The sequence below is a fragment of the Synechococcus sp. CS-603 genome (assembly GCF_977929215.1).
Genome location: NZ_OZ376779.1, coordinates 1 through 18,086 on the forward strand (window position 1 = coordinate 1; position 18,086 = coordinate 18,086).

The 18,086-nt window shown below is 60.1% G+C and carries 22 protein-coding genes and 2 pseudogenes; 15 read left to right on the plus strand and 9 right to left on the minus strand.

The window, feature by feature from the left end:
* The 4 genes from ACXMDM_RS14115 to ACXMDM_RS14130 form a co-directional block, all read left to right on the plus strand.
* Nucleotides 1–281, plus strand: a 281-nt coding sequence (locus ACXMDM_RS14115) for a galactose oxidase (RefSeq protein WP_499570486.1), incomplete at its 5' end; no start/stop codon positions are given.
* The gene (locus tag ACXMDM_RS14120; RefSeq protein WP_499570489.1) at nucleotides 278–535 is read left to right on the plus strand and encodes a DUF1651 domain-containing protein; all 258 of its coding nucleotides are present in this window, start codon (nucleotides 278–280) and stop codon (nucleotides 533–535) included. The genes ACXMDM_RS14115 and ACXMDM_RS14120, both read left to right, overlap by 4 nt.
* 52 nt (nucleotides 536–587) lie before the next feature.
* A complete protein-coding gene (locus ACXMDM_RS14125; protein ID WP_499570491.1) occupies nucleotides 588–833 on the plus strand; it encodes a hypothetical protein in 246 nt (81 codons plus the stop codon).
* Between the two features lie 11 nt (nucleotides 834–844).
* Entirely contained in the window at nucleotides 845–1,111 is a 267-nt protein-coding gene (locus ACXMDM_RS14130; RefSeq protein WP_499570493.1) for a YrrC family ATP-dependent DNA helicase, read from the plus strand.
* 147 nt (nucleotides 1,112–1,258) lie between these two features.
* On the opposite strand, the gene ACXMDM_RS14135 is transcribed toward ACXMDM_RS14130, so the two are convergent.
* Entirely contained in the window at nucleotides 1,259–1,930 is a 672-nt protein-coding gene (locus ACXMDM_RS14135; RefSeq protein ID WP_499570495.1) for a methyltransferase family protein, read from the minus strand.
* Between the two features lie 1,084 nt (nucleotides 1,931–3,014).
* Between ACXMDM_RS14135 and ACXMDM_RS14140 the strand changes: the two genes are divergently transcribed.
* Nucleotides 3,015–3,425, plus strand: a complete 411-nt coding sequence (locus ACXMDM_RS14140) for a tellurite resistance TerB family protein (protein WP_499570497.1) — start codon at nucleotides 3,015–3,017, stop codon at nucleotides 3,423–3,425.
* Nucleotides 3,426–3,554: 129 nt separating this feature from the next.
* Here ACXMDM_RS14140 and ACXMDM_RS14145 read toward each other — a convergent pair whose 3' ends face one another.
* The 3 genes from ACXMDM_RS14145 to ACXMDM_RS14155 form a co-directional block, all read right to left on the minus strand.
* Nucleotides 3,555–3,794: a hypothetical protein gene (locus ACXMDM_RS14145; protein ID WP_499570499.1), complete on the minus strand. Its 240-nt coding sequence runs from the start codon at nucleotides 3,792–3,794 to the stop codon at nucleotides 3,555–3,557.
* A 120-nt stretch (nucleotides 3,795–3,914) separates the two neighbouring features.
* The gene (locus ACXMDM_RS14150; protein WP_499570501.1) at nucleotides 3,915–6,050 is read right to left on the minus strand and encodes a PhoX family protein; all 2,136 of its coding nucleotides are present in this window, start codon (nucleotides 6,048–6,050) and stop codon (nucleotides 3,915–3,917) included.
* Nucleotides 6,047–7,060 (minus strand): esterase-like activity of phytase family protein, encoded by a 1,014-nt coding sequence (locus tag ACXMDM_RS14155; protein ID WP_499570502.1) that lies wholly within the window; start codon nucleotides 7,058–7,060, stop codon nucleotides 6,047–6,049. Before ACXMDM_RS14155 ends, ACXMDM_RS14150 begins: the two co-directional genes overlap by 4 nt.
* A 288-nt stretch (nucleotides 7,061–7,348) precedes the next feature.
* Here ACXMDM_RS14155 and ACXMDM_RS14160 point away from each other — a divergent pair.
* Together ACXMDM_RS14160 and ACXMDM_RS14165 are read left to right on the plus strand one after the other, a co-directional pair.
* Nucleotides 7,349–7,591: pseudogene (locus ACXMDM_RS14160) on the plus strand (hypothetical protein); the annotation flags it as partial.
* Entirely contained in the window at nucleotides 7,586–7,726 is a 141-nt protein-coding gene (locus tag ACXMDM_RS14165; RefSeq protein ID WP_499570561.1) for a DUF1651 domain-containing protein, read from the plus strand. The pseudogene ACXMDM_RS14160 and the gene ACXMDM_RS14165, both read left to right, overlap by 6 nt.
* Before the next feature lie 845 nt (nucleotides 7,727–8,571).
* Here ACXMDM_RS14165 and ACXMDM_RS14170 read toward each other — a convergent pair.
* Nucleotides 8,572–8,772, minus strand: coding sequence for a hypothetical protein (locus tag ACXMDM_RS14170; RefSeq protein ID WP_499570504.1), 201 nt, complete (start codon nucleotides 8,770–8,772; stop codon nucleotides 8,572–8,574).
* A 189-nt stretch (nucleotides 8,773–8,961) separates the two neighbouring features.
* Nucleotides 8,962–9,111, minus strand: coding sequence for a hypothetical protein (locus ACXMDM_RS14175; RefSeq protein ID WP_499570506.1), 150 nt, complete (start codon nucleotides 9,109–9,111; stop codon nucleotides 8,962–8,964).
* Between the two features lie 830 nt (nucleotides 9,112–9,941).
* Between ACXMDM_RS14175 and ACXMDM_RS14180 the strand changes: the two genes are divergently transcribed.
* The 4 genes and pseudogenes from ACXMDM_RS14180 to ACXMDM_RS14195 form a co-directional block, all read left to right on the plus strand.
* The gene (locus tag ACXMDM_RS14180) at nucleotides 9,942–10,325 is read left to right on the plus strand and encodes a sll1863 family stress response protein (protein ID WP_499570508.1); all 384 of its coding nucleotides are present in this window, start codon (nucleotides 9,942–9,944) and stop codon (nucleotides 10,323–10,325) included.
* A gap of 101 nt (nucleotides 10,326–10,426) precedes the next feature.
* Entirely contained in the window at nucleotides 10,427–10,591 is a 165-nt protein-coding gene (locus ACXMDM_RS14185) for a DUF1328 family protein (RefSeq protein ID WP_499570510.1), read from the plus strand.
* A 68-nt stretch (nucleotides 10,592–10,659) separates the two neighbouring features.
* Nucleotides 10,660–11,013: a CsbD family protein gene (locus ACXMDM_RS14190; protein WP_499570511.1), complete on the plus strand. Its 354-nt coding sequence runs from the start codon at nucleotides 10,660–10,662 to the stop codon at nucleotides 11,011–11,013.
* A 307-nt stretch (nucleotides 11,014–11,320) separates the two neighbouring features.
* Nucleotides 11,321–11,494: pseudogene (locus ACXMDM_RS14195) on the plus strand (IS1595 family transposase); the annotation flags it as partial.
* Nucleotides 11,495–11,522: 28 nt separating this feature from the next.
* Here ACXMDM_RS14195 and ACXMDM_RS14200 read toward each other — a convergent pair.
* The gene (locus tag ACXMDM_RS14200) at nucleotides 11,523–12,554 is read right to left on the minus strand and encodes a CHAD domain-containing protein (RefSeq protein WP_499570513.1); all 1,032 of its coding nucleotides are present in this window, start codon (nucleotides 12,552–12,554) and stop codon (nucleotides 11,523–11,525) included.
* A 365-nt stretch (nucleotides 12,555–12,919) separates the two neighbouring features.
* On the opposite strand from ACXMDM_RS14200, the gene ACXMDM_RS14205 reads away from it, so the two are divergent.
* Entirely contained in the window at nucleotides 12,920–13,915 is a 996-nt protein-coding gene (locus tag ACXMDM_RS14205; RefSeq protein WP_499570562.1) for a PstS family phosphate ABC transporter substrate-binding protein, read from the plus strand.
* On the opposite strand, the gene ACXMDM_RS14210 is transcribed toward ACXMDM_RS14205, so the two are convergent.
* Nucleotides 13,912–14,490 (minus strand): MFS transporter, encoded by a 579-nt coding sequence (locus ACXMDM_RS14210; protein ID WP_499570515.1) that lies wholly within the window; start codon nucleotides 14,488–14,490, stop codon nucleotides 13,912–13,914. The two genes, ACXMDM_RS14205 and ACXMDM_RS14210, sit on opposite strands and share 4 nt — an antisense overlap.
* On the opposite strand from ACXMDM_RS14210, the gene ACXMDM_RS14215 reads away from it, so the two are divergent.
* Together ACXMDM_RS14215 and ACXMDM_RS14220 are read left to right on the plus strand one after the other, a co-directional pair.
* Nucleotides 14,489–14,875, plus strand: a complete 387-nt coding sequence (locus ACXMDM_RS14215; protein ID WP_499570517.1) for a HEPN domain-containing protein — start codon at nucleotides 14,489–14,491, stop codon at nucleotides 14,873–14,875. The genes ACXMDM_RS14210 and ACXMDM_RS14215 overlap by 2 nt on opposite strands.
* Nucleotides 14,872–15,660: a hypothetical protein gene (locus tag ACXMDM_RS14220; RefSeq protein ID WP_499570519.1), complete on the plus strand. Its 789-nt coding sequence runs from the start codon at nucleotides 14,872–14,874 to the stop codon at nucleotides 15,658–15,660. Before ACXMDM_RS14215 ends, ACXMDM_RS14220 begins: the two co-directional genes overlap by 4 nt.
* 469 nt (nucleotides 15,661–16,129) lie before the next feature.
* On the opposite strand, the gene ACXMDM_RS14225 is transcribed toward ACXMDM_RS14220, so the two are convergent.
* Entirely contained in the window at nucleotides 16,130–16,801 is a 672-nt protein-coding gene (locus ACXMDM_RS14225) for a hypothetical protein (RefSeq protein ID WP_499570521.1), read from the minus strand.
* Between the two features lie 190 nt (nucleotides 16,802–16,991).
* Between ACXMDM_RS14225 and arsB the strand changes: the two genes are divergently transcribed.
* Nucleotides 16,992–18,011, plus strand: a complete 1,020-nt coding sequence (arsB, locus tag ACXMDM_RS14230; protein ID WP_499570523.1) for an ACR3 family arsenite efflux transporter — start codon at nucleotides 16,992–16,994, stop codon at nucleotides 18,009–18,011.
* Nucleotides 18,012–18,086 lie beyond the last annotated feature (75 nt).

The window sequence follows — 18,086 nt, forward strand, 5'->3', positions numbered from 1 at the left end:
GCTCCCGCGGTGCCAGGCCGGCGCCTAGCTCAGCCGCAGGCGATGACGGCTGCGAGCACTGGCCCTTTCTTGATGAAGCAGTCCTGCTGCCCACCCGTAGCCGCAAGGTCTGCATGACTTGTCATTGGTTTCGGCACCACGCCGGGGTCAACTGCATCCCCCTGCTCACCTGCCAGCTGCACCAGGGCCTGCTGGGGCAAGGGGAGCACCTCACCCACCGCTGCCATGGTTGGACTGAAGACTTCTCGCGCCAGCGGGGCTGGGCGCCGGAAGGGTCGTGACAGCTGCGGCCAGCAGGCCAATACCGCTCTCCCCCAAGGATGGCTGGCTGAGTGATGGCCGCCAGGTGCTGCGTTTTCGCCCGACCCGCTGGGAGCGTGATTACCACCGGCTGGAGATCACCACCGGCGAGTTGCTCCCCGATCAGGAGATCCCCTTGCTGAAATCACGCCGGGAGCTGGGCCGTGCAGAGGCCCTGACGCTCTGGGAGGAGAAACGCAAGGCGGGCTGGACGCCCTGCACCCCTCAGTGGTGATCACCACCACAGCACAAACCGATCGACCCCCACCAAGCTGAGCTCAGAACCGATGGCCACTTCATTGCCGATCAGCAGCAGCCACCAGCCACGGCGTTATCGCCTGGTGGATCACCACGGCCAACCCCACCTTGAGCTTGATGAGCACTTCGAGTCGATCGAGGAGGCCTGGGCCTTCGCCACCCACTGGTGGCAGCAGCGACAGCCCACCGGCGAACCGGCTGCTCAAGTTGGCCTTGGCCTGGAGGTGAGCACCGAGAGCGGCAGCTGGCGCGCCCTCCGCCCCCCGCAAGGCTGAACCCTGCAAAGGTGAACACACAGGTCACTCCCGCCCTGGCACGCCAGTCCCCGTCCGATCAGGCCAAGGCCAGCCCGCAGCCAACCGAGGAGTTGGCAGGCTCAATCGAGCGCGTCACCTTCCATAACGCCGACAACGGCTTCTGCTTGCTGCGGATCAAAGCCCGCGGCCACCGCGACCTGGTGACGGTGGTGGGCTATGCGCCGGTTGCATGGTCGGTGAATGGCTTTGTGGCCCAGGTATTTGATGGCATCACTTGCTGCAGCGCTGCACCTTGACGGGGAGCAACGAATTCCTTTTCATGGTTATGGATTGATCCATCAATTCTCGAGAAGGAGCGAATCTTGACAACGCTCCGCTGCTTGTTGCGAAATTGTCGTGGAATAACGCACCTGAAGTGACGGCTGAGTACGGCTGCGTGGGCCTCACCAGAGGCCTGGCAGAACCCGCGCGCTGCGCCGCTGCCAGGCGCTGAACTCCGGGTACTTCGCCGCCATCTGCACTTCCTTCTGGCCAATGCGCTGTAGGTAGATCAGCAGTACTAGCCCCGGCACCAGGTAGGCCCAGCCGTTGCCCGCCACCACCGCGAAGCTCAAGTAGCGCAGCAGATCGCCGAGATAGTTCACATGGCGCACGCGCCTCCAGATGCCGTCGCTCACCAAGCCAGCACCCATCGCCTTGGCAGTGGTCTTCTGTGCATCGGCGCTGGCGTTGATCAGGCTGCCGAAGCTGAACAGCCCCAGCGCCACGGCCACGGCGGCCTGGGAGATCGGCACGGGATTCAGAAAGGCCAGCAGCCCCGGCAGGCTGTAGAGAACCCCGATGAACAGCAAGGCGAAGCCAAACCCCACCACCCCCACACGCTCGCTGAACAGCTGGCGAGCTCGCTCGGGAAATAGCCACTGCTCCAGTAGCCACCAGAGGCAGTAGCTGATGTGCAAGCTGAGATAGACCACCTGGCGCATGTCCTGCACCCCGACCACGGCCGCCAGCACGAGCAGCAGCACGATTGTGATCCCCTTGGCGGTGTTGATCGCCGTGAGCTGTCGCCAGCCCGCCAGTGCAGCTTGGCCCTCGTCCCGCGCTGATTCAGCCATCTGAGCCCCTCGCTAGCGGCACCATATCGACCCTGGCAGGCGTTGCGATCGTGCTCAACAGCTATTTGATCCCCTGGGCCGGGGTTGGGGTTGTGGATCGACCATGTTGATCAGCACCTGCAACCCTTGATGTCTTTCATCCTGGTGCCTAAGCTTGATGTAAATACCGCAGAGCCATGGCCGTCGTTGATCGTGAATCAACGGGCTTGGTATGATTAATTTGAGCAAATTCACAAGCGTCTGGCAGCCACCGCCACGTTGCCGCCATGTTGAAGAGTGGGGGTAGGGCATTGATCATTGCGTTGCTTCAGGATTCCCTGCTCAATGGAGAGCTAACAACCGGGTTGCTCTTTGAGCCCCAATCCCTGTGATTGCTGAGGGAAACGGGAGTTGACAGGCTTAAAGTGCGCCCTGATGCCGATGCCCCCTGTGACTGCGTAAGGGCTCCATCGCCAAAGAACATCCAATCCTCGGCGAGGAAGGTTGCATAGGGAGAGGAAACAGGGGTCACAACAGTACGGCAAGTACGCCCGTACTAGTGCTTTTGCTTGCTGGTGTCAACAGGCGTGAAGCAGGAGGCCTGGGAGAAGGATGACCTGGATCAGACCTGTTGACAGTGTCTGCGTAGGCGCGACTGCCACATCTGGTGTTTCTGGCAATGCCCAAGAGCAGTAACCGCTATCTGTAGTTCATGGCAGGTGTAGCCCGTTTCCTGCCGAGATATCAAAGAGATGTTTGCGATCCCATCAAGGAGTCGACATGACCAACGGTGGAAGCATGGAGCCAATGGACTCAACGACACCCCAGGGCTTGGCAATGCTTAAGTATTTGTACTTACCGCGTTTAGAGCGTCTCGCTTGTTACTCCCATTCACTGGGCTGGGTTTCTAGAGATGAAAATGTTGGTCTGTCGGGAGCCTCTTTGCCGCAGGAAGGGCAAGGCCAACGGTTCTAAGTCGGGAGATGCCTTCCGCAATGAGCTTCTGCGGTCCCTCCGGAATCAAGTTCACCTAGTTCTTACCCCCATTCGCCTCATGACGCCCACGCTTCCTCCTGATGAAGATCCTGCGACTCCGCCTTCTCCGATGGATCCAACACGGGCCTTTATCGCCGTGGCGATTGCCGCTGTCTCCTGGGACGGAGTGCTTACACCCGCTGGATCACGCGCTCTGCGTCACGCCCTGGATTACAGAGCCCCTTTCTCCGACCTCACTGAAGTGGAGATGGTGCAATTGGTGGACTCCGTTCTCGCCGATCTTCGCACCGAAGGGCCGCAGCACCTGATGCTTGAGGCAGCCGGAGCACTTAGTCCGCGGCAATGCCATACCGCCTATGCGGTGGCTACTGAAATTATGCGATCGGATGGGCCTCTGGAGCCAGATGAACGCAACATCCTCACCAGCCTGGCCTACACATTCAAGCTGGAGGAGTTGGAGACGGCCATTGTTCACACAGCAATGGACGTGCTCCACGCGTCCCTGCTGGAGACGGAATAGTCAATGACTTTGGAAGCCTCCAGGTTGCTCCGGTTGTGAAAAGGAGCATGAGCGAAACGAGGTTTTGTTATGAACTAGAAGCCGACCGTTATCTGAGAGAATCCGAACCGGCAGCAGATGATCCCCTGCTCAGTAAACCAGCCGATCGCACGAGCCAAAAATCCAACGGTCGTCGCCTTTTGCTCGTCCGCGAGGACCTCGACGAATTGGCTTCAACGCACCTATCGGTGCGACGGCCAGGCGTGTGGCGTCATCGATTACGACATTCACCTTCTCCTTGCCAACGTTTCGGCAGGGGCTATGACGCTTGTCGCCGGTGATCTGATGGCCGACGCGCTCAAAGCGGGCCAGCTGTTTGGTGAACAACAACTAGTCAAGGTAAGAGGAAAGCTTCAGCGGCAGCGGCAGAGATCTCAAAGACTCTGACCCGGCCAACCCCATACCACCGATAGCGTCCCCAGTTTTCGGCACAGACTTGATGCCTTGTCCTCAGGCCAGCAAGGAACCTCCGGCCAGTCGTCGTATCGCCACGATGGATGGGCGGGGATGGGCCCCCGGTACACCGGAGGGCCAATTGGAGCCCAGCGGCACCCAGCGCAGCTGATCGAAGGAAGCACCATCCCGGTCCAAAAGCCTGTGGACCTGAGCTTCCTTTTCCCATCCCCTGCGAGTGCCGTTGCCCTCCCCTGGATGCTGCACGGAGAGAAACAGGGTTGTTTCACCATTGTCAAAGCAGGGCCCGGTGAGTTCGCACTCCATGGGCCCTGTGGCAAAGCAGAGTGCCTGCCCGGCGCCAGGACCCTGACGAGAGAGCAGCCAGCAGCTGTTGTTCCCGAACACATCCAGAGAGTTCGATTGAGTGGAACGGTCTGTCACCATCCAAATGTTGCCCGAGCGGTCCACCGCAAGGTTGTCGGGGTTGCTGAATCCCATGCCCCCCTGCCATGGGGTTCCTCCGGTGGCGACCATCCGCCAGCGGAAGCTGGCTCCACTGGTAGCGCTCCCATCGCCCAAACGCATCACCCAGCCGTATGGCCAGCTGGCCTGCCCCCCTGGACCCCCAAAGATGGCGGGATCGGCACTGCCGTCTTCACTAGATCCACCAGCTGTGAAGGCGACCAGCAGATCGCCTGTGGTGGGATCGATGACTGTGTCCTCTGGCCTGGCTGTGGCCGTTGCCCCAACCGCGTTGCCCGCCAGATGGGCATCAATGAGGATCGCCCCCATCTGTTCGTCATCACTGGTGGGGTAGAGGTCCGCCAGGTGGCGGAACCGCTTTCGATAGGCATTAACCGCCTCATCACTCTGAAGTGCCTCGGCGCCTGCTCTACTGCGATCGGAATGCGGTACCAGTGTGGGTTGCACCAGCTGGTGAGCATCGAAGTGGCTGGGGCGCTGGGGATCGATGGGAGTGCCTGGATCCAGAGGAATCCAGTAACCGCTGCCATCGGCCTCGAAGCGGGCGGCCTCAAGGCGACCTGACTCGAAAAGTATCGAATTTTCGGGATTGGTCGGATCGCCGATCAAAGCGTTGCTCACGAAACGGTAAAGATGGCCGCCATGGCGATCGTCGCCGGAGTACACGATCAGTGGCATTCCGGGTTTGGCAACGATCGCTACGGCCTCGTGACGGAAGCGTCCAAGCCAGCTGTGCTTGATCGGCACCTGCTCGGGCCGCCGTGGATCCAGCTCCACCATCCAGCCATATTTGTTGCCCGCCAAAGCGAAGGGATTTCCGAGGCCAGCCAAGCGTTCGCCGTCGTAAGTAAAGGGCCGCTGACCGGGAGAGGGAGACGACCCATCGGCGTACACCGCTTCCACCACCTGGCTCTGGTAGTTCTCCTCCGCACTGAGCACGGTTCCCCAGGGGGTCGTACCTCCCGCGCAGTTGGCGAAGGTGCCGATCACCCGATCCGCAAGGCCATCGTCGTAGCCCAGCCGCTTCTGGCTCCGAAACACGACAGCCGCCGGACCGCTCACCGCCAGTCTCTGCCCTGGGTCATCCAGGCCGGCCAGACCCGTGATGCGCCTGTCAAAGCGACCTGGGCGTCGCCGCCATGACCCCGCCGCTTCCCGCTGGATCTCCGCAACTCCGATGCCGAGATCGGCCATCGCGGCGCTGGCCACGTCCCTGCAGAAGTGTCGCAGGGACGCCTCTGGCGGCAGGGAGGTCACATCAACTTTGCCGCCGCGTTCCTTGAGTTGTTGGGCCAGCGTCTCGAGTGGCAGTTCCCTCCCCACCACTTCCTGGAAAGCCTCACCCCAAGTCTTGGGGCTGATGTACTCGAAATTCATCGTCAACAAGGCTCGACCATCACCGAGGTCACCAAACGCGAGGAAGTCGTTGTTGAAGCCGATGCGACCATCGGCTAGAGGATCTCCCCAACTAGCCAGCACTTCGGCCCGGAAGCCCTCAGGCACCACGAGCCGGTCCTCAAGGCTCAGAAGTCGATAGACGCTGCGTTGCTGGTCGGCACTGAGGCCATCCCCAGGAACAGGGAGAGGGGTCCTCACAGGTTGGAACGGGAGCCCTCCTTGCAGGTGGGATAGTCCCTTGGCAAGGGTGGGCATCGCTGCTACGGCACTGCCGATGCCAAACAAGTTGAGCAGATCTCGCCGCTTCATGGCCTGCAATCGGAAGTGCGGCGGGGCGCGAGCTGGGCCAGATGGTTATCCTGAAGGGGGCTGAAGTTGTCGTCACTTGCAAGCAACAAGCTGGAGCGCCCATCGGCAAGCGTGGGGCCCCATGTAAGGGCTTCCCAATTGTCCGGCGGTAGCCCAATGGCAGCTAGGTCCCACGACATCAGCGGGGACAACGCAGCTGAATTCGCTCCCGGTCTGATCGATTTGGGTAGAGGGTAGAGAACTAGGCGATTACTCCACTGGACCGGTGCTTGAAATCGCCGTTGCAACCCAAGCATGGATCGTTCTTGCACTGTCTCGGGGAGGGCCAAAAGGTCGGTGAGGCCCCAGCCATCACCCTGCGGGAGCCTGAGTGGCTCCCACGGTGTTGGGTCACTGGCGGGAGAGACAGCTCCGGTGGCTATAGGCCAGGCCAAAACGCGAACCTGGCCAGGAGGATCTTGAAGCAAGGCTGATTCGGCCGCCATCAGGAGCGCTGCTGGTTTGCCCCGCTGCAGCAGCAGGGTGAGGGACTCTGGCCCCTTATTGGAGGCAAGACCCTGTCCTGGAGAGGGCTGCCAATCGGATGGCAGGTGCATCACCTGATCCAGCGCGCCGCTGTGACGATCAAAGCGCAGTAATTGGGGAGGACGGTCAGAACTTCGACGCCCTTCGCTCGCCACCCAAGCGTGATCTCCGTGAAACACCAACCCTTCCCCGTCGATGGCTTCCGGGAGTGCCAGGCCCTCGCTCCCGCGCAGACGAACCACCCCGAGAGGCTTCAACGGCGTTCTGCCGAGACGACTTACTCCGCTCCATCCGACGAGCTGACCTTTGGGAGCATCACTGAGCATCCAGAGCTCATCCCGATCATTCAGGTAGGACGCGGCGGAAAATCCCCCTGAAGTTTCACCAGCTTGATTACGCCTTGGCAGTCCGGTCTTGGCTATCACATCCCATCCCGCCGTCAGCGGACAGGGCAAAAGGGGGGGCGGCGCAACTGGAATAACCACTGCTTGAACAATCCTTCAACCAACTTCTCACGAAAGTATCCAAAGAGGTGGCATCGAGGAACACATATGCCTCGATAAAGTTCTGATCTATCAAGACATCAACCGAGGACCAACCTGATTGCGTTCCTGGCACAGGCCATGATCGGCTTGAAGCGCCAGCGACCTTGCTACTGAATCGATGTGATGTGGTCTGGGTTTTCTGGGCAGGACCCGTCGTTAAGGAGACAATGGAAAAGCAAGCCAACTCGCGAGATAATGGTCCAGTGATCACCGTTCAATGTTGAGTTGATGGGCGGCAAGCAGCTCGGCTTCACGGATTACGAGCAGACGATGGCCAAGAAGCGCGCTCCTACCGAGGCCAAAGGCCGAGCGTGGCGGAGCCATTAGCAAGAGAAGTTCCTGCCTGAGATGGAAGAGGTGGTCCCATGGCAAGCATTGATTGACATGATTGAGCCCAGCTACCCCAAGACGAGCAAGAAGGGCGGCCTCGATGCCCACCCACTGGTGAGCACCTCCCAACTGCTGGTGCTCACCAGTGGCGAACTGCTCCCCGGTGAGCAAGTGCCCTTGCTCAAGAACCAACGGGAGATCAGCCGGGACGAGGCCCTCAAGCTGTGGGCCAGCAAGCGTCAGGAGGACTGGAGCCCCTGTAAGCGCCAGTGGTGATGGGGTGTGACCCAGACAGACGTGAGGTTGGCCGTTATGACATCAAGGCCACGGGATGCAGTCATGAAGTAGAGGCCTCGACCACAGCCAGGTGAACTTGGGCCGGGTTTCCCGTGGTTCCAGTCGACACAACAAAGCCCGGCGATAAGGCCACCGGGCTCTGAAGATCTGAGTTTGTTGTGGGCGGAGCTGCTGACGCTGGCACCTGGGGCCAGTTGGCAAGTGGGACCTCCCTTTGGGTCCGGGGCACCTGAGGCGGGGCCGTTAACGGTGCAATGGACGGCGTTGCAGAAAATCAAACAGCCGCGTCACACGCCAGGGAAGTCAGTGATCCGTCGAAAATGTTGGAGCAGGGACCGGATCGTCAGCGCGCTCCTGGCACCTGACCCGGGGGAGTGTCATCCATCGTTGGGCCTCCGAAACCGATAGGCGAACAATCGGACGGATGGCTGTTGGAGGCAATAGGGGTTTATGCCTGAGAGCGGGTCGGGGCGAAGCGATCGAAGGCCCGGCCGCAAGGCTGAATCCTGCTGTCGCTGTCAAAATCAGTGGCACAGCGACCATTTCGTCACCATGCCGCGCCAGCGCTACCGGTAGAACCCACTGCCGCTCGGACAAGATGCTCCGCCCGTCGAGCTGTTCGGACCGGAGCAGCCCACCCATCCGGGCTCCAGATAGCGGAACAGGGCCAGCTGGAAGTTGTGCCGCTGGGCCCGCTGTTCGAGGGGGGTGGCGTGGGAAAGGGCAGCAAGGCGGCCTGATCAGAGGAACGCAACCGCTGGCTACCCCGCTATCTAGGATTTAAAACGTCAGAAGGTGCCGAATGGCTCTCGGTGGCCTCACGCCTAAGCAGTGACTCCAGCTGTTCCTAGTTGCTGAATGACCTCGTGAGACAGCACAACTAGGCAGGGAAAGCGCTCCGATGGGTCACCTGGCACAGTGGTGAGTGGCTTCTGATAGTTGGCCCGTAAACCCATGCGCCGCATGAGGTTTCGCACGCGGTCACGGCTGATCGGGGTCTCTTCTCTGGCCAAATACTGAACCATCCGACGGCTTCCAAGGTTGGATCCTCCAAATACAGCGCATCGATCCTGGCCATGATCCGCAGCGTCGATTCACGCATCGGTGTGGGCCGGTAGTAGAGCGTGGATCGTGGCAGCCCCAGCAGCTCACACTGCCGGGTGATGCTGAGCTCAGGGTGATCGTGCTCAACCAGCTTGCGCAGTTCACGGGCATCAGAGCAGCTGAGACTTTTTTTTAAGCCACTCCAGCTCGATCTGGAGGCGACCGATCTGCTGGAACAGTTCGCCTTCCTTGGCCTGGCTCTCGTCTTTGCTTGGGTTCTTTTTGCCCTTGGCGAAAAGCTCGCTGGCGCCTTCCAGCATCTGCTTCTTTCACTGACTGACCTGTGGAATGGGTGGATTCCGTGATCAGCGGCGATCTCTTGGAGCGTCTTGCGGCCACTGATCGCTTCCATGGCGACCTACCGCAAGCGGAAGCCTTCGGCTAGGGATTTGAATTCTGGGCTGTGGGTACGGCGTTTGCTCAACTCCTTCGGAGAAGGCTTCGCCAACGGTGGGAGCCCCTTTCAGGGGCGGTGCCCCGCCTCAGAGGTTAGCGATGAGGCTTGTCCAGAAAAGCCAGACCACCTCATGCTTTTGCCTCCGTAATTTCGGGAGAAATGCCTGTGGGCATTGGCGTCGATCATGCAGTTTTGATGACGCACGCGCGGCTCTAGATCAAGTCAATGGTTGCGTAGAGGTGACGGGATCATTCTCTAGCTGACGACCTTGAATTATCTGTTTTCATCGAGCGTCCACCACTCGGCTTGGTTGTGACGATACGACTAGGGGGTTGCGCAATGAGATCCGTGATGTTAAACTGGATTTAGAAAGCGTTGATTCTCGGCTAATAGCAAGTTTAATTGCAAGCCCAAATCGACGCAGAGTTTGAAACGCATTCTTCCATAACTTAATTGCGTTTCTCTTGGCTCTGCTGCCTTAATAATCTTGGCATTAGGTCTGAAATTGACCAGATTTTGAGATCTTGAGTGAAGCCTGCTGTGCCACGACTCTTTGTTGGCACAGCAACCGGTAGGCACGAAAGACAAGCTTGCCATAAATAATTCTGCGTCAGATTGATGTGGATCAATGGCACCTTTAAGACCATTGATCAATGGCTCAGCGTTTGCTCATAACAACCTAAGGAAAACTCCATGAACACGACTCCCAATACCCTGCTAACGATGCCAACTCCCTCCCCGGCCAGCGAGGGTCGAGCTGCGGGGGATGAACGGCTCAATCAGTCGATGCTCGACAGGCGCCAGGTTGATATAGAGGGTTGGGACCTCCAGATCGAACAATTTCGCAGCAATATCAACGGTCTTGCGGGCGATGTTCAGAAAGTGGCCCAAGACCGCCTTGACGATCTAGTGAAGGCCCGTGACCAAGGTGTTGAACAACTCGACCAATTGCGCGAAGCCACCCAGGACAATGTGGACGATCTGTTAGAGCAGACGGAAAGTTTGCTCGAGCAGATGGGAACTGGCTTCCACAAGTTGGCCGATGAGCTCAAGAGCCTAGTTGAACCCAGCAGCTGAGGCGGCCGGGCATAGCAGCCACCAAGGACACTTTTGAACATTCTTTTCCACTGCAAACTCGATGGCCACAGTCAAAAATCAACGGTGTTGAGGAGGTATCGATGAATCAAGCAGCATCTATCTGCTTGATTATTGCGATTACTTCTGCGCTGTTTGGATTCAGTGGATTTGCTGGTACAGCCGTTGGGCTAACCAAACTTGTTTTTATTGTCTTCCTTGCGCTTGCTGTTGCACTCTTTGTCCTCGGCAAGCGCAGGGTGATCTGAATAATTCTCAAGCCTTACTATTCTTTTTCAGAAAAGATGCTGTGATACTTGTTCGCGGCATTTATCCCATGCATACATTCGCTTTCTCTATTATGAATAACCTTTTGATGATGGCTCGCACTCTGATCGCCGGCTTCCTCCTTCTTTCTTTGAGCGCCTTGATCATATTTGTTTCTCCTGCCCAAAGCAAAGCAGCCACACCCCACCTGAGCCGCTCCAGCCATTTTTCCGCACCGCTTCCTGTCGCCACAATCCAAGGGCGCGCCAAGGCCGTCTTGAAAGATCTGGAAGGTCAAACCCAGGAATCGCTTGGCGAGATCACGGGCGATCAAGCTGATCGCGCCATCGGCGTTGGCAAGCAAATTGAAGCCAAGCTTCGTAATACGCTTGAAGATGTCAAAGACAGCACTGGCCTCGGCTGAGCCCCTGTATTAGGTGTGTTTTCTCTCCAGGCTATTCAGCGATCAGCAGCCGATTCAGGCACTGCTGAGGCGTGAGGACGCCGAGAGCCATGTGGCACCTGCTGCCGCTACAGATCCGAAGATTCAGGGTAACCAGCGGTGGCGTTCCTGTGATATTTGACTGGCGATGTTGGAGGCATATTTCGCCAGGATGGTTTGGATGCACACGAAGCCGTCCGGAGGTCATCTGGAAACTGTTCCTTGAGGAGGGAGCTGTGCTGGGCTTCTGCAGGAAAGCCGGGCGCATCCCTCTGCGTTGCTGCGGGTCGGGACCTCCCATGCCCTTCGCTTTGAGAAGTACGCCAACTGTTACCTGCGCGCTTTCAGCTACCGCTTCAATCGGCGGTTCCATCTGGCAGCAATGACCGAGCGGGTGGTTCATACCATCTGCATCTGTCAAGCACGGCCAGAACGACTCCTGAGGTGTGCGGAGTTTGCTACCTCATCAAGGGATCTCTTGCGTGAGCGCGCTATGCCTCAATCTGCCGAAGTGGCCGGAGTTCGCCAAGCAGGCTGGCGTAGAGTTCGTGACGGAGGTCGTCGGTGCGCATACGCACGGCGTGGTCCTGCCAGAGGCGCCAGCAATTCTCCTGCTGTCGTGTAATGGCCTCGTTCAGTACCGGAACTGCGACGCTCAGATCGTGCTCGAGCTTATCGCCGAGGATTTCGACGAGCACCTGAAGGTCATGAAGCTCACCAAGGCAATCCTGGGCGTGTTTCAGCAGGGAAATCCAATCCCTCAGGGTTTCTCCACCGAACGGTTCAAGATTTTCGAGGGCGTAGCGCACCTCCTTGATGCGCTTGCGCAGGTCGTGGAGTTCAGGGTCGTGGGGATCCATTACGAACCACCCGCGATGGAGGAACAGCCCGGCTGACACATGGGCCTGACATTCGAACATCCAGGGGCGCAGAGGCAGTTCGCCCAGGGGAGAGAAGCGTGGATTGAGCTGCCATTTGTGCAGCCGGGCCAGCAGCTTTAGGTAGGGGCCACCACGCAGAGCTTCCTCCAGGCCTTCGAAGGACTGGCGCCGGTCACGGGAGAGCTGCTTCAGCACCGGTTTCATGGCCTTCCGCTCCTCTTCTGGGAGGGGCGGCAGCAGCTGGTGTTCCAAGCGCTCCTTCAGCACGTCGAGGTCACGGCATAGGCCGGTTCGCCTGGCCACCTTGGCGATGCGCCGATCGCTCACCGCCTCGGTTATCAGCACAGCTGGGGCAAATTGGGTCAAAGCGGTGCGCAGCCTCCGCAGGCTGACGCGCAACTGATGCAGCGGCTCTGGATCCTCATCAGCGAGCACCTCGGGCTGAAGCTTCCCAAGCCGGCGCGTCTGACGCTGGATCAACCCGGCGGCATAGAGACCCATTGCAATGGAAGGATCTTGGACGTCTCCGTTCTCTGTGGTCGGGTGGACGTCGGCCAGGTCGTTGTTGTCAGGGAGGTTGGCGGCCGGCTCTTGATCGGCGTGGTTCGTCTTGATGGTAGTGATGTCGATTCGTACGTTCATTGTGTGCCAGGCCTGGAGATCCGGCAGGGGTCAGGGCCCAGTACCGACGCCGTGATCAGTTCAGGTGGAGGAAATGGTGCCGAGGGTCAGTGGGTCTTCGAGTGATTGCCAGCACGTTGCGTTGTTAACTGTTGTCGCTTTTCAATGTGGTCAGACCGTGCGGACTTCTTTCCTGACGCAGGGGGCGGGGTCCCAACCAAGAGATCTTTTGCCGTACCACCTTCTCTTAACCAACGAGTCTTCTTGATGGGTCAAGATTGGGCTTCCTCGGCCTCTTGCTTGATCCGATGGCCGCCAAGTTTTCTGGTTTGTCGTTGCAGCGGTCCCGGACGCGGACCTCTGCATTAGCGGCTGCACTGTTGCCGATGCTCGCCGCCGGTCTGAGTGCCTGCGGAGCGGGCACCAAGGAGGCCGCCACCATCCGCATCAGTGGCTCCAGCACGGTGTTCCCGGTGATCGAGAAGGCCATCAAGGCCTACGGCAACACTGATCGCGGCCGCAATGTCACCTTGAAGCTCTCCTCGGTGGGAACCACCGGCGGCCTGCGCGAGTTCTGCCAGGGCACCATCACTATTGCCAATGCCTCCAGGCCGATCAGCAGCGCCGAACTCAAGACCTGCGGCGCAAACGGGATCACCTTCATCGAGCTACCCCTGGCCTTTGATGCCCTCACCGTGGTGGTGAATAGCAGCAATGACTGGGTCTCCACCATCAGCACCAAGGAACTCTCCCGCACCTGGTCGAAGGAGGCCGAGGGCAAGGTGAAGAACTGGAACCAGATCAACATCGACTGGCCCGAACGCCCTCTCCGCCTCTGCGGCCCTGGCACTGACTCCGGCACCTCTGACTACTTCAACGAGGCTATCAATGGCAACAAAACCAACTCGCGCCGCGACTACGAGGCCAGTGAGGACGACAATGTGATCGTGAAGTGTGTCGCCAGTGATCCCAACGCGATGGCCTATTTCGGCTTCGCTTACTACCAGTCCAACCGGGATAGACTGAAAGCCCTGTCCATCGCCAGCCCCGGGGGCATCGCCGTGGCTCCTTCAGTGAAAACGGGCCAGGACGGCAGCTATAAGCCCCTGTCCAGGCCGCTGTTCGTGTATGTGAACGACAAGCAGATGCTGGAAGACGACAATATCCGCAGTTTCGTTAGCTTCACCGTAGGCAACGGCCTACGATTCGTAGAGGAGGCCGGCTATATCCCCCTGCCGCCTGACACCTATCGGATCGTCGAATCCAAACTCTATCGCCATATCCTCGGAACCTCCTTCGGTGGCGATCTGCCGGTGGGCCTGGGCATTGGCGAAGCCCTCAGCCGCAGCTTTGACGACACCCGCAAGCCTGAATTTCGTTAGATCGGCGACTGCCGAGGGGGAATGGGCAAGCGGGTGCCCATCAGCCAGGCCAGTGCCACCAGCAGCGCCGAGCACCACAGGCAGGCCTGAAGGCCCCCGACAGGAACAGGCTCCGGAGAGCAGAGTGCCGACCAGCCGCCATTGGCCATGTAATAGAAGCCAACATTCAGGCTCACCGAGTCGGAATCGGTGTAAGACAGCACCATGTAGCTGTGGATCGATGAATTCATGGTGAACCCCACGCCGAAGGCCGCCAGTCCCACCACAGCAGTGAAGCCGGGCTGGCCCACCTGGCGCCAGAGGGTAATGGGCATCTGGGCCGGTATGGCCGTGAGCACCGCACTCCAGAACTGCACCGCAGAAGGCCCAGGCGGACTGGTGCTGATCCAACTGCGCCGCAGGGCCGGAGCTGAGCCCTGCACGAACCCATAGCCAATCACCCGCAGCCCCATGAAGCCGCCCACCACCCCATCCCCGTGGATCTTTTGCTCTACTCCCAGAGCCAGGTGGAGGAACGGCGTCAGTGGCGAAGCCTTGGCATCTCCAGGGCTTACTGCGCAGGACGAGTGCTGCATGACCAGGCCCGAGGCCCTCGCCCTGGTGAGAATCGCCCGCCGTGATCTTCAGGCCACTTTTCTGCTTCAGGAACCTGGAGCTGATGAAGCCAAATGGGGATTCCAGATTCAGCAAGCGGTGGAGAAGGCCCTCAAGGCCTGGCTATTGAGCCAGGGCGACGATCCACCCTTCATCCACAACCTGACCGCTCATTATTCGCGGATCGCAGATCGAGGCGGCAATGCTGCCCCCTTCCTGCAGGCAGAGGCTTTCACGACCTTTGCGGTGCAAATTCGCTACGACGCCGAATCCGAGCCGATGGGCCTGGATCGCAAACACTGGCAACAACAGCAGGCCAAAGCCCTGGTGGACCACGTGGAAGAGATCTGCGCGTCAGCTTCATGACCCGGCTGCGCGACCACGCCTGGCAGTACAGCTTCACCAGCTCCCAGGACAACCTGCTGGAGCGCTTCTACCGGCCGGCCCTGCAGGAGGCCATCCGCTACTGGCGCATCACGGGCTACTTCTCCAGCCGTTCTTTGCTACAGGTGCTCGATGGCATCGAGCAGATGGTGCTCGCCTCTCCAGAGGGACAAGGCCATGGCCAGATGCGCCTGATCACCGGCTTCTTCATGAGCCAGGCCGATCTTCAGGCCCTCGCCACTGATGTCACGCCTGAGCAGCTTCTCGAACGCCAGCTGGTCGCCCAGTTCCCTTTCCGCGACGTTCAGCCCGGAGACGGCAGCTCCGCTGATCTGGCTTCCGAGCTGCTGGCCTGGTTGGTGCAGCAGGGCTACATGGAGATCCGCGTGGGGCTGCCTCTGCGCGATGGGCAGATCTGCAGCGACGGTGGCATCTTCCACGCCAAGGAAGGCGTGATCGAGGACCGCCATGGCGATCGCCTGGCCTTCCGAGGCAGCATCAACGAAACCCCTAATGACTGGACCACCAACTACGAGGTTTTCGATTTGTTCTGCAGCTGGCGCTGGGAGGAGCACCGCGTCGACGACAAGGAACACCACTTCCTGCGGCTCTGGCAGAACGACGACCCTGGCGTTCGCATCTTCTCCCTGCCCGAGGCCTTCCACCGAGAACTGGCGATCTACGCCCCCGCGGAGGGGATGCTGCCTCGCCGGCTCCCAGAAGCCGTGCGGGATCGCCTGCTCCAGAACGCCGCTGCAGCGCCTTGAACGATGAGCAGGTCAGGATCCAGGGTTGGCGCCAGAAGGCTCATGAACCAGGGGTTTGGGCAACCACCACCGCTGAGCCCAAGGGAAGGATGGCTGAGTGATGGCCGTCAGGTGCTGCGTTTCCGGCCTGTCCGCTATGGCCGTTTCTCCCAGGCGCTGAAGCTCACCGTCGGGGTACTGATCCATGGCCAGGCACCGCTGCTCAAGCAGCGCAAGGAACCCAACTGGGAGCCCGAGATCCTGGAGCTTGTCAAGGTGGATGACATCCACCGGTGCACGGCCCATGTGTTCCGGGCGGAGCTGTCAATGTCGCTGGAGCAGCTGCAGTTGCTGGAGGGTCAGAACATGGCCCTTGGTCAGCGCTGGGGAATTGCTGGCGGGATCGATCTGAAGATTCCGGCTGGGCGTTCATCGCCCTCTTGTGGACGATCTTCTGGAGATGGTGCAACAGGAGCTGCTGGTGCCGGTCTCATCCGACGCGCTTGTGCAGGCGCCGGAACACGCGGTAGCTGCGGCGTACCCCATCCAGCAATGTGCCCGGCAACCGCAGCCCCAGTGGAGCGAGCAGGGGGTAGTAAATCGTGTGATAAGCCCAACGCAGGTCCCGCCAGGCCCGGCATGGTTCTGGGTTGAGGAAGTCGGAGATGTCCACGATCAGTCCCCGGCCCTGGTGGAGCATCACGTTGCGCCCATGCACGTCATGGCCATGCAAGCCGCGGGCTACGGCATAAGCCAGCGCCGCATCCACGTCATCAACAGCCCGGGGCGGAATGGGGATGCCCTGGCGCAGGCAGTCGTAGAGGGTGGTGCCGTGCAGGCGCTGCAGTACCAGATACCCCGTGCCCACGTGAAGGCACTGGGAGAAAGCGCGATGGGATCCGATTCGGCGGTACACCTCAGCCTCCTGCTCGAGTCCTGGGCGACCTGGGCCGTAGACCTTCACCACCAGGGACGGGAGGTGGGGAAGATGCAGCACCGCGGCGTAGATGCCGCAGCCCAGGACGTGCCAGGGCCTCGGAAGGCTCACAACCCTGACCGGATCATGGGGATCTGGGCAGTGGATCCGGATCTCAGGCAACAGCTGGTCGTGAATGTGTTCCAGCAGCTCAGGCAGGCCAGGAACCGCAGAGGTATCGGTCATCGACCTCAGGAGGAGGCATAACGGATGGTTGTCCAGGACATTTCACAAGGGCCTACCGCGGGGGGAACGGACTCTGGCCTCACCACACAGCCTTCCGATGAACTTCTCATACCAGTCTTCCAGAGATGGATTCCTTTGGGCATGCTGCTGACAGGCCACTACCCGGCTCTGCCACCCCTTCTCTAAATCAATGGGCCCCTTTGAGCGCTGGCTGAGTGGGTGGGTGGCACTGGCCATCACCGCAGGGATTGTGCTTGGGCAGCTGTTTCCAGGGGTCTTTGCCGCCCTGGCCGTTGTCGAGGTGGCCCGCATCAACCTCGTGATCGCGGTGCTGATCTGGCTGATGATCTTTCCGATGATGCTGGCGGTGGATTTCTCTGCCGTCGGCCGCATTCGCGGCGAACCCCAGGCACTGATCGTCACCCTGGCGATGAATTGGTTGGTGAAGCCGTTCAGCATGGCGCTGCTGGCCTGGTGGTTCATTCGCGTCCTCTACGCCGCCTGGATTCCCGTTGCCCTGGGAGATCAGCTGGTGGCCGGCATGATCCTGCTCGGCGTGGCGCCGTGCACGGCGATGGTGTTCGTCTGGAGCCAGCTCTGCCGTGGCAACGCCACTTACACCGTTGTGCAGGTGGCGGCCAATGATCTGGTGATGGTGCTGGCCTATGCCCCGATCGCCGCGCTGCTGCTGGGGGTCAGCCAGGTAGCAGTTCCCTGGGGCACGCTGCAGCTGTCGGTGGCGCTGTTCATCGTGATTCCGCTGATAGCCGCCTGGCTCACCCGGCGCTGGATTAACAGCCAGCGGGCGATCAAGCGGATCGAGGCGCGGCTGAAGCCCTTGTCGATCGTGGGGCTGCTGGCCACGGTGGCGCTGCTGTTCGGTTTCCAGGCCACAACGATCCTGGCCAATCCGGCGCTGATCGTGCTGGTGGCCATCCCGCTGATCCTCCAGACGGTACTGATCTTCGCCCTCACCGCCCTGTGGATGCGCCAGTGGCGCCAGCCCCACGATCTGGCCGCTCCCGGTGCGCTGATCGGTGCCTCCAACTTCTTCGAGCTGGCTGTGGCGGTAGCGATCAGCCTGTTCGGGGTGCGCTCCGGTGCAGCCCTCGCCACCGTGGTGGGTGTGCTGGTGGAGGTGCCGGTGATGCTGGCGCTGGTGGCGGTCGCCAACCGCAGCCGCTGGCTGTTTCCATACCGAACCGCCTGATGCGTAGACCCGTCAAGCCAGCAGCGCACTGCCGCCCAGAACGATACCGATCTGGCGCAGGCGGGCACTAATGAA

Bases quoted from the DNA above. Each gene is read 5' to 3' on its own strand.
- ACXMDM_RS14125 (WP_499570491.1), top strand. From the start codon at position 588: ATGGCCACTTCATTGCCGATCAGCAGCAGCCACCAGCCACGGCGTTAT.
- ACXMDM_RS14135 (WP_499570495.1), bottom strand. From the start codon at position 1,930: ATGGCTGAATCAGCGCGGGACGAGGGCCAAGCTGCACTGGCGGGCTGG.
- ACXMDM_RS14140 (WP_499570497.1), top strand. From the start codon at position 3,015: ATGGATCCAACACGGGCCTTTATCGCCGTGGCGATTGCCGCTGTCTCC.
- ACXMDM_RS14150 (WP_499570501.1), bottom strand. From the start codon at position 6,050: ATGAAGCGGCGAGATCTGCTCAACTTGTTTGGCATCGGCAGTGCCGTA.
- ACXMDM_RS14170 (WP_499570504.1), bottom strand. From the start codon at position 8,772: ATGGTTCAGTATTTGGCCAGAGAAGAGACCCCGATCAGCCGTGACCGC.
- ACXMDM_RS14175 (WP_499570506.1), bottom strand. From the start codon at position 9,111: ATGCTGGAAGGCGCCAGCGAGCTTTTCGCCAAGGGCAAAAAGAACCCA.
- ACXMDM_RS14180 (WP_499570508.1), top strand. From the start codon at position 9,942: ATGAACACGACTCCCAATACCCTGCTAACGATGCCAACTCCCTCCCCG.
- ACXMDM_RS14185 (WP_499570510.1), top strand. From the start codon at position 10,427: ATGAATCAAGCAGCATCTATCTGCTTGATTATTGCGATTACTTCTGCG.
- ACXMDM_RS14190 (WP_499570511.1), top strand. From the start codon at position 10,660: ATGCATACATTCGCTTTCTCTATTATGAATAACCTTTTGATGATGGCT.
- ACXMDM_RS14200 (WP_499570513.1), bottom strand. From the start codon at position 12,554: ATGAACGTACGAATCGACATCACTACCATCAAGACGAACCACGCCGAT.
- ACXMDM_RS14205 (WP_499570562.1), top strand. From the start codon at position 12,920: ATGCTCGCCGCCGGTCTGAGTGCCTGCGGAGCGGGCACCAAGGAGGCC.
- ACXMDM_RS14215 (WP_499570517.1), top strand. From the start codon at position 14,489: ATGACCAGGCCCGAGGCCCTCGCCCTGGTGAGAATCGCCCGCCGTGAT.
- ACXMDM_RS14210 (WP_499570515.1), bottom strand. From the start codon at position 14,490: ATGCAGCACTCGTCCTGCGCAGTAAGCCCTGGAGATGCCAAGGCTTCG.
- ACXMDM_RS14220 (WP_499570519.1), top strand. From the start codon at position 14,872: ATGACCCGGCTGCGCGACCACGCCTGGCAGTACAGCTTCACCAGCTCC.
- ACXMDM_RS14225 (WP_499570521.1), bottom strand. From the start codon at position 16,801: ATGACCGATACCTCTGCGGTTCCTGGCCTGCCTGAGCTGCTGGAACAC.
- arsB (WP_499570523.1), top strand. From the start codon at position 16,992: ATGGGCCCCTTTGAGCGCTGGCTGAGTGGGTGGGTGGCACTGGCCATC.